The 14,527-nt window shown below is 31.9% G+C and carries 12 protein-coding genes; all 12 read left to right on the plus strand.

What is annotated here, in order from left to right:
• Window positions 1-233: 233 nt before the first annotated feature.
• The 12 genes from wrbA to FYJ83_RS11285 all read left to right on the plus strand — a co-directional run bounded on the left by wrbA (window position 234) and on the right by FYJ83_RS11285 (window position 14,526).
• Window positions 234-842, plus strand: coding sequence for an NAD(P)H:quinone oxidoreductase (gene wrbA, locus FYJ83_RS11230; protein WP_154440613.1), 609 nt, complete (start codon window positions 234-236; stop codon window positions 840-842).
• A 278-nt stretch (window positions 843-1,120) separates the two neighbouring features.
• A complete protein-coding gene (locus FYJ83_RS11235; RefSeq protein WP_154440615.1) occupies window positions 1,121-1,468 on the plus strand; it encodes a cupin domain-containing protein in 348 nt (115 codons plus the stop codon).
• 29 nt (window positions 1,469-1,497) lie between these two features.
• Window positions 1,498-2,643, plus strand: a complete 1,146-nt coding sequence (locus FYJ83_RS11240) for a pyridoxal-phosphate-dependent aminotransferase family protein (protein WP_154440617.1) — start codon at window positions 1,498-1,500, stop codon at window positions 2,641-2,643.
• 182 nt (window positions 2,644-2,825) lie between these two features.
• Entirely contained in the window at window positions 2,826-3,734 is a 909-nt protein-coding gene (locus FYJ83_RS11245) for an AEC family transporter (RefSeq protein ID WP_154440619.1), read from the plus strand.
• A gap of 44 nt (window positions 3,735-3,778) precedes the next feature.
• Window positions 3,779-5,395, plus strand: a complete 1,617-nt coding sequence (locus tag FYJ83_RS11250) for a PucR family transcriptional regulator (protein WP_154440621.1) — start codon at window positions 3,779-3,781, stop codon at window positions 5,393-5,395.
• A gap of 220 nt (window positions 5,396-5,615) precedes the next feature.
• A complete protein-coding gene (gene atzD / locus FYJ83_RS11255; protein WP_195837987.1) occupies window positions 5,616-6,719 on the plus strand; it encodes a cyanuric acid amidohydrolase in 1,104 nt (367 codons plus the stop codon).
• A gap of 21 nt (window positions 6,720-6,740) precedes the next feature.
• Window positions 6,741-7,952, plus strand: coding sequence for an amidohydrolase family protein (locus FYJ83_RS11260; protein ID WP_154440623.1), 1,212 nt, complete (start codon window positions 6,741-6,743; stop codon window positions 7,950-7,952).
• A 17-nt stretch (window positions 7,953-7,969) separates the two neighbouring features.
• Window positions 7,970-9,223 carry a hypothetical protein gene (locus tag FYJ83_RS11265; RefSeq protein ID WP_154440624.1) on the plus strand — a complete coding sequence of 418 codons (1,254 nt, stop codon included), beginning with the start codon at window positions 7,970-7,972 and terminating at the stop codon, window positions 9,221-9,223.
• Between the two features lie 61 nt (window positions 9,224-9,284).
• Window positions 9,285-10,583, plus strand: a complete 1,299-nt coding sequence (locus tag FYJ83_RS11270; RefSeq protein WP_154440626.1) for a uracil-xanthine permease family protein — start codon at window positions 9,285-9,287, stop codon at window positions 10,581-10,583.
• Window positions 10,584-10,610: 27 nt separating this feature from the next.
• The gene (locus FYJ83_RS11275) at window positions 10,611-11,555 is read left to right on the plus strand and encodes an oxamate carbamoyltransferase subunit AllH family protein (protein ID WP_154440628.1); all 945 of its coding nucleotides are present in this window, start codon (window positions 10,611-10,613) and stop codon (window positions 11,553-11,555) included.
• 5 nt (window positions 11,556-11,560) lie between these two features.
• Window positions 11,561-13,096: an acyl-CoA synthetase FdrA gene (fdrA, locus tag FYJ83_RS11280; protein ID WP_154440630.1), complete on the plus strand. Its 1,536-nt coding sequence runs from the start codon at window positions 11,561-11,563 to the stop codon at window positions 13,094-13,096.
• A 14-nt stretch (window positions 13,097-13,110) separates the two neighbouring features.
• Window positions 13,111-14,526: a YlbE family protein gene (locus tag FYJ83_RS11285; protein WP_154440632.1), complete on the plus strand. Its 1,416-nt coding sequence runs from the start codon at window positions 13,111-13,113 to the stop codon at window positions 14,524-14,526.
• The last annotated feature ends 1 nt before the right edge of the window (window position 14,527 follow it).

The following is a 14,527-nucleotide window of genomic DNA, read 5'->3' on the forward strand; positions in this document are numbered from 1 at the left end:
ATTTAACCTTTGATTTTGTTTATAATTCATAGTAGATCCTCCTTTAAATTAAGAATTGTTTTCTCTCAATTACAATTATACCTTAATTTATTTGTGAGGATTTTCTATTTTTATCGTATCACAGGAAGCTCGTATAGTATGAAGATGTTTAGTGACTTTTTCGTAAGGGTATATTATCAATACTCAAGGACAATATCAAATTGACATATATATTATTGAAGGGAGAAATGATGATGGAAAAAGTTAAATTAGCAGTAATATACTATAGTTCAACAGGGATAAATTATAAATTAGCTAAAATGGCAGAAGAAGGAGCCTTAGAAGTAGGGGCAGAAGTCAGGGTCCTTAAAGTTCAAGAGCTAGCACCAGATGCTGCTATAGATTCCAACCCAGCATGGAGAGCCAATGTAGAGGCAACAAAGGATGTACCCATAGCTACATCGGCAGATTTAGATTGGGCAGATGCTATAATATTCTCAATGCCAACTAGATTTGGAAACTTACCTTCACAAATGAAACAATTCTTAGATATGCAAGGTGGAATGTGGGCACAAGGGAAGCTTACAAATAAAGTAGTTTCAGCAATGGCATCAGCTGGAAATCCTAACGGTGGGCAAGAGGTTACAGTAAAATCACTATATACGTCAATGATGCACTGGGGAGCAATTATAGTGCCACCAGGATTTACTGATGATTCAATATATAAAGCAGGAGGAAATCCATACGGTACATCTGTTACACAGGGGCAAGATGGAAACATGGTTGAGGATGTAAACGACGCAGTGAAACATCAAGCAAAGAGAACGGTAGAAGTAGCCAGTTGGATTAAAAAAGGGAAGTAATTGCAGAATAAAAAACTAGGTAATATATTACCTAGTTTTTACTTTTAATGGGGTAGTAGGAATTCTTTAGCATTTCATAGTAAAAATATTGTATAAAAATAGGAAAATTCATATAATTGATATAAAGATAATACCTTACTATATTAATATGAAATATTTATCTTTTATAAAAAGGAAAGGGGCAATGGATTCACTGCCCATAAGTGCTACAGGTTTATTTACTGTATTTTTAGCACCATGGTTACTTCAAATATTAATTTAATTAGGAGGTTTTTAAAATGATAAAAAGATCTGATGAATTAAGAAAAGACGTAGTTGTGAATTTAATGCAGGGAGAAGGAGAAATTAATAGAACTCATTTATTTGAAGTGGAAGATTTCTGCGGACATGGTAGATTATTTGCAAAGCATACAATAGAACCTGGAAAATCCATAGGATTCCATAAACATGAAGGAGAGCAGGAAGCTTATTATATACTTAAGGGTCAGGCTCTTTATAGCGATAATGGGAGTGAAATAACCATTAAAGAAGGAGATTTCACTTTATGTAAAAGCGGTGAAGGACATTCAATAAAAAACATTGGAAATGAAGATTTAGAATTTATAGGCTTAATTATAAAGGCTTAAATAATATAAAATAAAGGGAGGAATATAGGATGAAACCTAGGAAATTAGTTATGATTCCAGGACCAACACCTGTTGTAAGGTCTATTCAAAATCAGATGGGAAGAGAAACAGTTGCCTTTGGAGATCTAGGATTTATAAATGACTATAAAGAATTACTTAAAGATATGAAGGAATTATGGAAAACAGAAGGAGAAGTATTTGTTATTGCAGGAACTGGCACCATGGCAATGGAAATGGGTATAGCAAATACTTTAAAATCAGGAGATAATTTACTTATTGTATCAAATGGGTTCTTTGGAGATAGATTTATTGATCTAGCCGAAAGAAAAGGTATAAATGTAGATGTAATAAGTAGTGAATGGGGAAAAATCGTACCTATAGAAGATATTGAAGCAAAATTAAATGAAAAAAAATATGATGGAATTACAGTAACTCATGTGGATACATCAACGGGGGTTTGTGCTCCAATAAAAGAGATCGGTGAAATGCTGAAAAAATTCCCTGAGACAATATATATTGTAGACGGAGTTTGTGCTACAGCAGCTGAACCAGAGTATGTAGATGATATGAATATAGATATTCTGATTACTGGATCACAAAAAGCTTTTGGAGTAGCACCAGGACTTGCAATAGTATGGGCAGGGTCTAAAGCGATGGAAAAAAGAAAAGAACTTGGAAGAATTCCAGAGTATTATATAGACTTTGATAAATGGCTTCCAATTATGCAAGATCCTTCAAAATACTTTGCAACTCCAGCTGTAAATATGATTTGGGCACTTAAAGAATCAGTGAGAATTATTAAAGAAGAAGGAATCGAAAATAGATACGAAAGACATAGTAAAAATGCTAAAGCAATGCAAGCAGCATTAGAGGCCATGGGCTTTACATTACTAGCAGATAAAGACCATAGAGCAGTTACATTATCAAATGTTCTATATATGGAAGGAGTAAATGATTTAGAATTTAGAAAGATTTTAGGAGAAGAAGGAGTAGTCGTAGCAGGAGGATTAGCAGCCTACGCAGGAAAAATGTTTAGATTAGGTCATATGGGAAATATAGATATTCACGATATGGTTTCAACAATAGCATCCATAGAAAGAGCCTTATATAGATCAGGAATTGAAGTAGAACTTGGTAAAGGCGTAGGAACATTAATGGCAGAATTGCTTAAATAATAGATAGAAGAGGATGGTAGTAGTCCTTCTTTTTTCTGTAAAGATAAACTCTGTTAAATTTTATTGAAAGCATAATTCCCTGATATAATGAAGATATAAAGTCGAAAACTAGGTGAACTTCACCTAGTTTTTTTAATAATATAAATATATAATAGAAGTAATTGAGAGTGAGGGGGAAAAATATGCAAACTTCTTTTGTAATACAGCAGGTTGTAGTATTAGCTTTACTTATGGCAGTAGGATATATAGCAACAAAGAAAGATATAATAAATGAAAATATATCTAAGGGTATGACTCAGATACTTACAGCAATAGCATTACCTGCACTTATAATTTCATCCTTTAATATGAGCTATTCAAAGGATACATTGAGGGGAGTGTTATTGATATTCGGATATTCTATAGGAATACACATTATCACTCTATTAATATCCAAGATTCTTTTTATAAAATATCCTAAAGAGAAAAAAGCTGTTTTAATATTTGGTACAGCATTTCCTAACTCTGGGTTTATGGGACTCCCATTGATATTGGAACTGTTTGGACAAGAAGCAGTACTTTCTGCCTCTGTATTTATGATACCTTATCATACTATATTGTGGACCTATGGAGAAAAAATGCTTTCAAAGGAAAAAACACAATCTCCATTTAAAGTATTAGTGAAAACTCCAGCACTGATTGCAGTATTTCTAGGTACAATAATGTTCATACTAAAAATAGAGATGCCTTATGTAGTTAGCAAGCCTCTTACAATGTTAGCAGCACTTACCTCACCATTATCAATGTTAATATTGGGTGAAAAAATGACTAAGCTAAAATTAAAAGAAATAATTGGAGATAAGGATATATATTATGGTTGTTTTATTAAATTAATTATAGCACCGATTACTGCATTATTGCTTCTTAAGGCCATAAATGCCCCACAACTTCTTACAAGTATAGTAGTTACAATGCAGTCCTTACCAACAGCAATACTACTTGTAGTCTTGACTCAAAAGCATGATTGTGAAATAGAGTTTGCTTTAAAATTCAATATAATGAGCCATATATTATCTATATTGACTATACCAATAATTTCAGTACTACTATAAAAAGATTAATAGATGATTATCTAAATTAGAAATGGGTGATTAATATGCTTATAACAGTAAAAGATGTGCTAGAATTAGACGGATTTAAACATTCTAGAATAATTGCTGGTAAAAATGGATTATCTAATGTTGTAGATAATGCGACTTTAATGGAGGTTCCAGATATATTTCCTTATGTAGATACTCGTAGTCTGCTGATTACCACTTTATATCCAATATATAACAATGAAACTGCCACTAATGAACTTATTCCAAAATCAGCAGAGCTAAATTTAGCTGGAATATGTATAAAACCTATTAGATATATAAAAGAAATACCACCAACCATGATAAAGCAAGCTAATGATTTGGATTTTCCCATTATAGAGTTACCTCCAGATGCTAATTTATCTAAGCTGGTAACAGAAATCCTTGAATTGTCCCTAAATAAACATATAAATATACTAAATTTTAGAAATCGTGTTCATGAAAGTCTAATGAAGCTTTTTCTAAAGGGAGAAGATATAGATTCATTAGTAAATAATTTATCTGAAATAGTAAAGCTTCCAGTTCTCTTATTAGATAATGATTTAAATATTACATATATGTCTAAAAATCTAAATGAACAGGAAGTTTCTATAGTATCATCCCCTAATAATCATGGAAACAATAGATTTAAAATTAAAGTAGAAGCCACAGAGTATGAAGAAGAATCTTATATAAAACACTATATAAATGCAGGAAAGACTAGATTTGGATACATCGTACTGCTAAAAGGAGAAGTTAATAATCAGAGTTTAGTAGTGGCTGTTGAACAAGCTTCTCTATTAATAGCTTCTGTGTTTTATAAGAATTATGCTGTATTAGAAAAGGAGAAAAGCTTTCAAGATGCGTTTATTAGAGATATACTACAAGGAAAGATAGATTCTCCTATAGATACTATCAATAAAGCTAAAACCTTTGGATGGAATATGGAATTTCCAGAGGTAATAATGATTGCAAAATTATTAATGGAAGATGATAAAAAGAAGAAGCTATTATATGAATATATTTTAGACTCCAAATATATAGAAAAGATTCTTGAGGAAAAATTATTAATAAATAGTAATAAAATTAAAACGGTTTATATAGATGATTCCATTGTAATTTTTATCAATGTTATATTTATGAATAATATTAAAGAGAATTGCATAGAAGTGGGAAAGCTAATTGTCGAAAGGCTAAGAGATAAAGTTAAAGTAGGGATAGGAATATCTAATACAGCAAAGGATATGGACAGTTTTGCCTTAGCTTATAAAGAAGCTCAAAGCAGTTTAATTACAGGCTCTATTTTAAATCAGAATTCCTTCGTAAGTCATTATAGTGATTATGAAATGTTTAATATTATAAAAGAAGTAAAGGATACAGAGATTCTAAATAGATATGTAAACAATAAGCTAGGGAAAATAATAGAATATGATAAGATAAATGATATGAGGTTAATGGAGACTTTGAAGGTCTTAATAGAGGAAAATTTTAATGTTAAGAAATCAGCAGAGAGTTTGTTTATACACTACAATACTTTAAGATATAGAATAGATAGGATAAAAGAATTAGGCATAAATATAAATAATGGATTTGAAATTGGGGAATTGGTATTAGCATATAATATTTACTTATGGCTTGCATCAAATCAAAGATAATTATATATATATAATAATGGAAATAGTAATAAAACGAGTATCATTGTCAATAGTTGACAATGATACTCGTTTTTTTTGGCTAGATATAATGATGACTATAAAAAATGTATATGATATGCTTTTGTCAAGAGAAAATTTAAAATATTTTTAATTACAAATAAATTATTAAATTTTAACCAATGAAGGAACACTAATCAATATAAATAAGGAGGAGAAAGCAATGATGGATGTAAAAGTATATAAAATTCCAATGGCAGGCCCAGATGATGTAGTTGGTTTGAAAGAATTAATAGAAGCAGGTGAGATTGTACCTGAAGAAATTGTAGCTGTTTTAGGTAAAACAGAAGGTAATGGTTGTGTAAATGATTTTACAAGAGGATTTTGTACAGCTTCCTTTAGAAGTTTTTTAGCTGGAGAGTTAGGGAAAACTGAAAAAGAAGTAGAAGAAAAAGTTGCTTTTGTAATGTCTGGTGGAACTGAAGGAGTAATGACTCCCCATGCTACTATTTTTACTAAAAAAGAAGTAGAAGAAGTGAAAACAGAAGAAAAATCTTTAGCTGTAAGTGTAGGTTTTACTAGAGACTTTTTACCTGAAGAAATGGGTACTTTAACCATGGTTAAAGAAGTAAAGAGAGTGGTTTTAGAGCTTATGGAATCAGCAGGAATTGAAAAAAAGGAAGATGTACATTTTGTACAGATAAAATGTCCTTTATTGACTTCTGATAGGATAATAGAAGCAAAATCAAGAGGAAAGTCTGTTGTTGTAGAAGACACTTACAAATCAATGGGATATACAAGAGGAGCTTCTGCTTTAGGAGTGGCTGTTGCTTTAGATGAAGTAGAAGAATCAAAAGTTACAGAAGAAACCATATTAAAAGATTGGTCTTTATATTCAAAGGTGGCTTCAACTTCTGCAGGTGTAGAGTTAATGAACTGTGAAATCATATTGATGGGTAATTCTAAAAAATCTATTAGTAAATATAGAATAGGTCATAGTGTTATGAAGGATGCCATAGATTTAGAAGGAGTTATTGAAGCTATGATTGATAGCGGATTAAATATAGATAAACTGCCAACTGAAGAAGATAAGAAAAGGATAATGAATATACTTGCCAAGGCAGAAGCTTCTCCAGATGGATATGTAAGAAATAGAAGAAATACCATGTTAATAGACTCAGATATAAATCATACTCGTCATGCTAGGGCAGTAGTAAATGGTGTTATAGCCTCAATTGTAGGAGACCCTATGGTTTATGTATCAGGTGGTGCAGAACATCAAGGTCCAGCTGGTGGAGGTCCTATAGCTGTTATCATTGAAAAATAATATAAGAGTTGAGGTGGCCAAATGAACTATATCTTGAAAAATGGATATTTGCCTTTTATTAATGAAATACAAGATGTCTATATTAAAGATGGATTAGTTGAAAAGATTGGAAGAGATATTAAACCTATAGACTTAGATACTAAAATCATAGATTTAGAAAATAGGATAGTGATAAATGGATTTGTAGATGGGCATATGCACCTTGATAAAGCTTTAATAGGAGAAAAAGTAATAAATAAAAGTGGTACCTTATATGAAGCAATTGAAATTATGAGTAAATATAAACATAGTATGACCAAAGAAGATGTAAAAGAAAGGTCTAAGAAGATCTTAGATCTTTCTTTTAGAAATGGAACTAGGTTCCTTAGAACCCATATAGATGTAGACCATAAAATTCAACTAAAATCAATAGAAGCTTTATTAGAATTAAAAGAAGAATATAAAGAATTAATAGATATTCAAATAGTGGCTTTTCCTCAAGATGGAATAATAAAAAATAGTAAATCTTATTTTTATCTGGAAGAAGCTTTGAAGATGGGAGCCGATATAGTTGGTGGAATACCAGCAATAGAAGAAGATTCAATAAAGCATATGAATATGATATTTGATTTAGCAATGAAATATGATGTAGACATTGATATGCATATAGACGAAACCGATGATGCCAGTTCTTTAATAATAAATGATTTGGCAAAGTTAACTATAGCCAATGGATATATTGGTAGAGTAACAGCAGGTCATTGTTGCAGTCTAGCAGCAAATGAAGAGGAAATTATATTACCTATTGTTGAGTTAATTAAGAAAGCAAAGATAAATATAATTTCATTACCTTCCACTAACCTATATCTACAAGGAAGAGGAGATAAAATAAATATTAGAAGAGGCATAGCACCAGTTAAATATTTATTAGATCATGATATACCTGTAGCAATTGGATCTGATAATATTAGAGACCCCTTTAATCCTTTTGGAAATGGAAACTTATTAGAAGAAATATTAATAGCTGCCCATGGATGCCATATGGGTGGAGAAAAAGACCTAAATAAATTATTTGATATGGTGTCTATTATTCCTGGGGAAGCTTTAAAATTCCAGTATAATATCAAAGAAGGAAATAAAGCAAACTTCATAGTTATAGATGCTAAAACTAAAGCAGATTCAATAATTAGACAAGCTAATATATATGGATATTTTAAAAACAATGTTTTCGAAACTAATTTAATAAATAATTAATAAGGAGGGGACTAGGCATGAGTTTGTTAATAAATATAATACCATTAGTCGTAATACTGGCACTTTTATTTAAAAAGCAGCATATGCTTTTTGCAGGACTGGTGGGAGGAATTCTAGCCGTTTTAATAGGTGGATTAGAAATGTCAAAGGCAACTCAAATGTTTGTTGATGGTATAACCAATATGTTGGGCATTACAGTTCCAATAATTTATGCTGCCTCAGCTGCAATGGTTTCAAAGGCTGGAAGTATAGAGTCATTGGTAGAATTAGCTAGAAGAAGTTTAAAAGGAAAAATAGGCATACTAGCAGGAATTATAGTTTTAATACAAGGTTTTGCAACATATATGGCAGGAATGGGTGCAGGAAATACCATGGTTACTGCACCATTAGCAGCAGCTGCTGTAGGAGCAATTCCTGAGGTTATTGTGGCAATGGCAATTGTTTCAGCAGTGGGATTTACCACATCCCCAGCTTCTACAGAAACAGTATTAGCAGCAGAAAGTGCTGGAAGAGATGTAATAGCCCATGCAGCGGCTATGAGACCATATACTATAGCTTTCTATTTACTAGCTGCTGGACTAGCTATTTACGGTGTTTATAAAAGAGGTGTTCTAACAAAAGACAACGGAAAAGAAGAAGATAAAGATGATGGCAAAAGCAATGGTACATTACTAAAACAATCTATACCAGCCATCGCATTATTAGTTATGGTAGTAGGTGGCAGTAAGCTAAATTCATTAATTGGAATAAACTTGTTTTCACCTGCAACAGCTGTTATTTTTACAAGTATTTTAACAGTACTCTTAACTCCTCTTACTATAGATGAGACTTGTGAATCCCTAATTGATGGTTCAAGATTTATTTTGACTACTTTATTTGCAGTAGGAATGTTTTTATCCTTTATAAATATGATTGGAGAATTGGGAACCTTCGAGCAAATAGCAGCCTTAGCAAGTAATGTTCCAGAAGCAATAATACTACCTGTGGCAATGATTATAGCATTTTTAATAGCTATTCCTTCTGGAGCATTTGCAGCCGGAGTTCTAACATTGATACTTCCTACCTTATCAGCATTAGGATTACCTTCAGAAGCTATGGGTTTTGTAGCTATAGCAACAGGACTTGGAACTCAAGTAAGCCCGGTTCAGATAAATGTTGCAGCATTAGCAAAAGGTTTCGAAATAGACATAATAGACGTTATAAAGGGAAACCTAAAATATATATTGGGAGCTTTAACTCTTCTGATTATCATTGCAGTTATAGTAATATAAAAAAACTATATGAAAGGGATATAGCATCACTATATCCCTTTCATAAAATAGAGGTGATATTATGGAAAATAAAAAAACGGAAATGGATATTGTTTATGGTATTGAGGATAAGCCAGAGTTATCAAAAGCCATACCTTTAGCATTCCAACATATATTAGCTATGTTTGCTGCCAATATTACTGTACCTCTTTTATTATCAACGTTATTAGATTTACCTCCAAGTGAAACAACATTTTTAATACAATGTGCTTTATTTATGGCTGGAGTAGCGACCTTTATTCAGATAATGAAATATAAAGGGATAGGCTCAGGGCTTCCTATAGTAATGGGAACTAGTAATGCTTTTATATCTACAGTTCTAATTATAGCTAAAGATTTTGGAATAGGTGGAGTTTTAGGTGCAAGCTTCATCGGAGGATTATTTGAAATACTTTTAGGGAAAAATCTCCTAAGATTAAAGAAAATATTCACACCTTTAGTAGCAGGTATAGTAGTACTAACAATAGGAGTAACACTTATACCTGTTGGTATAAAACAAGCAGCAGGTGGAAGTACCAATATGGGGGATCTAAAAAGCTTACTAATTTCAACAACAGTTTTGGTTATAATAATTTTATTTAATCAGAGCAAGAATAAGTTCTTAAAATCCTCATCAATATTAGTAGGATTAGTATCTGGATATTTAATATCTTATTTTCTAGGAATGATAGATGTAACACCAGTTATGGAATCAAGTTGGGTTTCACTACCTAAGCCTTTTGCATATACATGGTCATTTAAACCAACTGCTATTATAGCAATGCTTTTCATGTACGTTGCCACAGCAATAGAAACCATAGGAGATATATCTGCCCTTACTATTGGAGCAGAAGGTAGAGAAGCCACTGACGAAGAAATGAGTGGTGGAGTAATTGCCGATGGATTAGGAAGTAGTATAGCTGCTTTATTTAATGGATTTCCCAATACTTCCTATACTCAGAATATAGGAGTAGTTAATTTGACAGGTGTATTTAGTAGGCATGTGGTAAAAATAGGAGGAATTATTTTAATAGTTCTATCTATATTTCCTAAGTTTGGTTCCTTAATAGCTATAATGCCAGAACCAGTATTAGGAGGGGCAGCTATTGCCATGTTTTCTATGGTGGCTGTATCTGGTTTATCTTTATTGAGAAATATAACAATGAATAGTAGAAATATGCTTATAATAGCAATATCTTTGGGACTTGGTATAGGACTAAATATAGTACCAGAAGCAACTCAAAATTTGCCTAGAGATATACAACTTTTCTTGACATCTGGAGTAGTTCCAGCAGGATTAGTATCAATAATCTTAGATCTATGTCTACCAAATAATGATTAAGGATTAACTAGGAGGAAGGGACGATTTATGGAGAAAGATGAATATGAAATTATAAGTTTTAGTGCTTATGCCTATGATAAACATTTCATTGAGTTTTTTAATGAAAATAAGAATTTAAAGGAAGTAGGCAAAATCCACAGCATCTACTCTAGAACTATAAATTTTTTAGATAATAAAGACAATATGTATACCATAGGATCTAAAAATATAGATAATAGTCCCTTCACTTTGAGAATAGATAATAGAAATATAAGTTTTGAAGATTTGGATTTAGAAGAAGGAAATAGATTATTTAAAATAGACAACAGCCTCATTATAGAGGATAAAGTAAGAATAGATTTGGAGTCTAATTGTATATTGTGGAATCCTAATGTAGAAAAGAGAAGAGATTTAAATAGAAACCTAATAATGGAGAATATAGGATATTTCAATGATTTTATTTTAAAAAAGGGTTCAAATGGTGGATGTAGATATTTTTATTTAGAAAATTTTTTAAAAGTAAAAGCTTATACCCCTGGATTAATTGAAAAAGAATTATCAAGGAGAATAGAAGTATTTTTAGATGCTTTAGAGGATGGAAATATAGATGAAGTTAAGATTAACTCCTTAATCGGATTTGGAATTGGATTAACACCTTCTGGAGATGATTTTCTAACAGGTTTTTTATCTGTACTAAATATAATCTCAACAGATTATTCCAATAAAATAAAGAGAAAATTAATAAATTTAATTGATATAGATAAAATCGCAACTACAGATGTAAGTAAACAAATGCTTTCAATTACTTTAAGAGGCGAATCTAGAGAATATATTTTAAGTTTTATAAATGGATTCCTAGATGAAGATAAAAAACAGTTTCTTTTATTTTTGGAGAGATTACTGAATATTGGGTCTTCTTCAGGGACTGACTTAGCTGTTGGAGTAGTTACTGCATTTATTTTATTAACAAACAATTTCAATATGGAGGAATAAGAACTATGAAAAATACAATAATTAGAAAAAATGCTTATTATGACTCTGTTACTTTGATGTCTTTATCCAGTAAAATACTAGATGTAAATGGAGTAGAAGAAGCAGTAGTATCTATGGCAACAGAAATGAATAAAGAATTGCTACAAAATGTTGGACTAGCTACAAAGGAGTCAGATGATGCTGGAAATAACGATTTAATAATTGCTATAAAAGCAGAGAATGAAAATAGCTATGACGAGGCTTTAAGATTAGTAGAAGAACTTTTAAGTCCAAAAAATAAGAAGAAGAATAAAGGAGAGCTAGAAAGTCCTAAGACAATCGATTCAGCACTAGAGCAAATGGAAGATGCTAATTTAGCAGTAATTTCAGTACCGGGACGATATGCAGCTAGGGAAGCAAAAAAGGCTTTAGAAAAAGGTCTTCATGTAATGATGTTTAGTGACAATGTAACTCTAGAAGAGGAAAGAGAGTTAAAGGAAATAGGTCGAGAAAAAGGACTTTTAGTAATGGGACCTGATTGTGGTACTGCTAGTATAAACAATGTTGGATTATGTTTTGCCAATGAAGTAAGAAAAGGAAATATAGGAATAGTTGGAGCTTCAGGTACGGGGCTTCAAGAGGTTATGGTCCAAATTCATAGACTTGGAGGAGGAGTCTCTCAAGGTATAGGAACAGGAGGGAGAGACCTTAAAGAAGAAATTGGTGGAATTATGATGATAGAAGGACTAAAGGCATTAAGTAGAGATAATGATACTGAAGTAATAGTATTGATTTCCAAGCCACCAGCAAAATCTGTAGAAAAGAAAATACTGGAGGAAATAAAGAACGTAGATAAGCCAGTGGTTATATGTTTTATAGATGGAGATAAAGAAGATGAAAAGGATTCAAAGGCTGTATTTGTTTATAGACTTTATGAAGCAGCAAAGAAAGCTGTAGAGTTATCAGGTGGATGTAGAGAGGAAATTGAAAAAGAGAATAATTCATATATAGATACTAAAGAGTTAAAGAAGTTATTAAAGCCAGAACAAAGATATTTTAGAGGATTATTTTGTGGAGGTACACTATGTGCTGAAGCACTGTCTATTTTAAGAGGAAGCTTTGAATCTGTTAAAAGCAATGTAGCAAAAAATGAAAATGAAAAGCTTGAGAACATAAATGATTATCATGGGAATGTATTATTAGATTTAGGAGAAGATGAATTTACTGTAGGAAAACCTCATCCCATGATAGAGCCTACTTTAAGACTTCATAGAATAACAAAAGAAGCAGAGGATGAAGAAGTAGGTATTATATTAATGGATTTTGAACTAGGATATGGGTCTCATGAAGATCCTGTAGGAGTTACTATAAAATCTATTAAAGAGGCAAAAAACATTGCTAATTCTCATGGAAGAAATTTAATATTTGTAGCTTATATTTGTGGTACAGATATTGATAAACAAAATTATGAAGGTCAAAGAAAAATGCTAGAGCAGGAAGGCGTACTAATTGCAGAAAGTAATATTGAAGCGACCAATATAGTAATAGAAATATTATCATAATAGGAGGGTTTTACATGAGTGATATTAATAATCTGTTTTCACAAGAATTAAAGATATTAAACATAGGGACAAGTAAATTTAAAGATGATCTAGAATTTCAGGGGCAGGATGTATTGCAATTAGATTGGGTACCTGCTGCTGGTGGAGATATAGAATTATTAAATATAATTGATGAATTATCTAGTAGAGAAGATATAAAAGAAGCTAATAAAAAGGCAGTGGAAAGAATGATGAATTCTCATCCTATGCTCATAGATATAGATAAGGCAATAAATGTAATCCCGGGGATGAAGGAAAATATGATACTCCATTCAGGGCCACCTATAAAGTGGGAAAGAATGGCTGGACCAATGAAGGGAGCCGTAATAGGAGCTTTAATTTATGAAGGCAGAGCTAAAAATGAAGAAGAAGCAATAAAGATAGCGGCATCAGGGGAAATTGAGTTTTCACCTTGTAATGAACACTGTGCTGTAGGACCTATGGCAGGTATAGTATCTCCTTCTATGCCAGTACATGTAGTATATAATAAGACCTATGGAAATTATGGTTATTGTACAATTAATGAGGGACTAGGAAAGGTTCTAAGGTATGGTGCATTTAATGATGAGGTTATAGAAAGACTTAAATGGATAGAAGAAGAGTTTGCTCCTACTATGAAAAAGGCTTTAAAGAGTATTGATGGGGGAATAGATATAAAGTCTATAATTTCTCAAGCAGTTCATATGGGGGATGAATGTCATAATAGGAATAAGGCTGCTACTAGTTTATTCTTTAGGGAAATAACTTCTTATATTATAGATACTGATGTAGATATAGACATAAAAAAGAGAGTATTAAATTTCATAAAAATGAATGAACATTATTTTCTAAATTTATCTATGCCATCTTGTAAGGTTGCAACAGATGCAGCCCATGGCGTAGAAAATTCTACTGTAGTAACTACAATGGCTAGAAACGGTGTAGATTTTGGCATAAGAGTAAGTGGACTTGGTGCAGACCAATGGTTTACTGCTCCTGCAAATATGATAAAGGGATTGATGTTCCCAGGATTTAAAGAGGAAGACGCTAATCCAGACATAGGAGACAGTGCTATTACAGAAACCATGGGTATAGGAGGATTTGCCATGGGTGGGTCTCCAGCTATAGTTCAGTTTGTAGGAGGAACTGTAGAAGATGCTATTGGATATAGTGAAAAAATGTATGAAATAACTGTAGGTGAGAATACTAATTATTCTATTCCAACTTTAGATTTCCGTGGTTCTGCCATAGGAATAGATATTGTTAAAGTAATTGAAAAAGGTATTTTACCTATAATCAATACTGGAATGGCACATAAGGTTGCTGGAATAGGACAAGTTGGTGCAGGTTTAGTAAGTCCGCCAATGGAATGCTTTAAGAAAGCAATTCTTGAGTTTAATAAAGATAACTAGG

Source organism: Tissierella pigra (assembly GCF_009695605.1).
Classification (GTDB): Bacteria; Bacillota; Clostridia; order Tissierellales; family Tissierellaceae; genus Tissierella; species Tissierella pigra.

Bases quoted from the DNA above. Each gene is read 5' to 3' on its own strand.
- wrbA (WP_154440613.1), top strand. From the start codon at position 234: ATGGAAAAAGTTAAATTAGCAGTAATATACTATAGTTCAACAGGGATA.
- FYJ83_RS11235 (WP_154440615.1), top strand. From the start codon at position 1,121: ATGATAAAAAGATCTGATGAATTAAGAAAAGACGTAGTTGTGAATTTA.
- FYJ83_RS11240 (WP_154440617.1), top strand. From the start codon at position 1,498: ATGAAACCTAGGAAATTAGTTATGATTCCAGGACCAACACCTGTTGTA.
- FYJ83_RS11245 (WP_154440619.1), top strand. From the start codon at position 2,826: ATGCAAACTTCTTTTGTAATACAGCAGGTTGTAGTATTAGCTTTACTT.
- FYJ83_RS11250 (WP_154440621.1), top strand. From the start codon at position 3,779: ATGCTTATAACAGTAAAAGATGTGCTAGAATTAGACGGATTTAAACAT.
- atzD (WP_195837987.1), top strand. From the start codon at position 5,616: ATGATGGATGTAAAAGTATATAAAATTCCAATGGCAGGCCCAGATGAT.
- FYJ83_RS11260 (WP_154440623.1), top strand. From the start codon at position 6,741: ATGAACTATATCTTGAAAAATGGATATTTGCCTTTTATTAATGAAATA.
- FYJ83_RS11265 (WP_154440624.1), top strand. From the start codon at position 7,970: ATGAGTTTGTTAATAAATATAATACCATTAGTCGTAATACTGGCACTT.
- FYJ83_RS11270 (WP_154440626.1), top strand. From the start codon at position 9,285: ATGGAAAATAAAAAAACGGAAATGGATATTGTTTATGGTATTGAGGAT.
- FYJ83_RS11275 (WP_154440628.1), top strand. From the start codon at position 10,611: ATGGAGAAAGATGAATATGAAATTATAAGTTTTAGTGCTTATGCCTAT.
- fdrA (WP_154440630.1), top strand. From the start codon at position 11,561: ATGAAAAATACAATAATTAGAAAAAATGCTTATTATGACTCTGTTACT.
- FYJ83_RS11285 (WP_154440632.1), top strand. From the start codon at position 13,111: ATGAGTGATATTAATAATCTGTTTTCACAAGAATTAAAGATATTAAAC.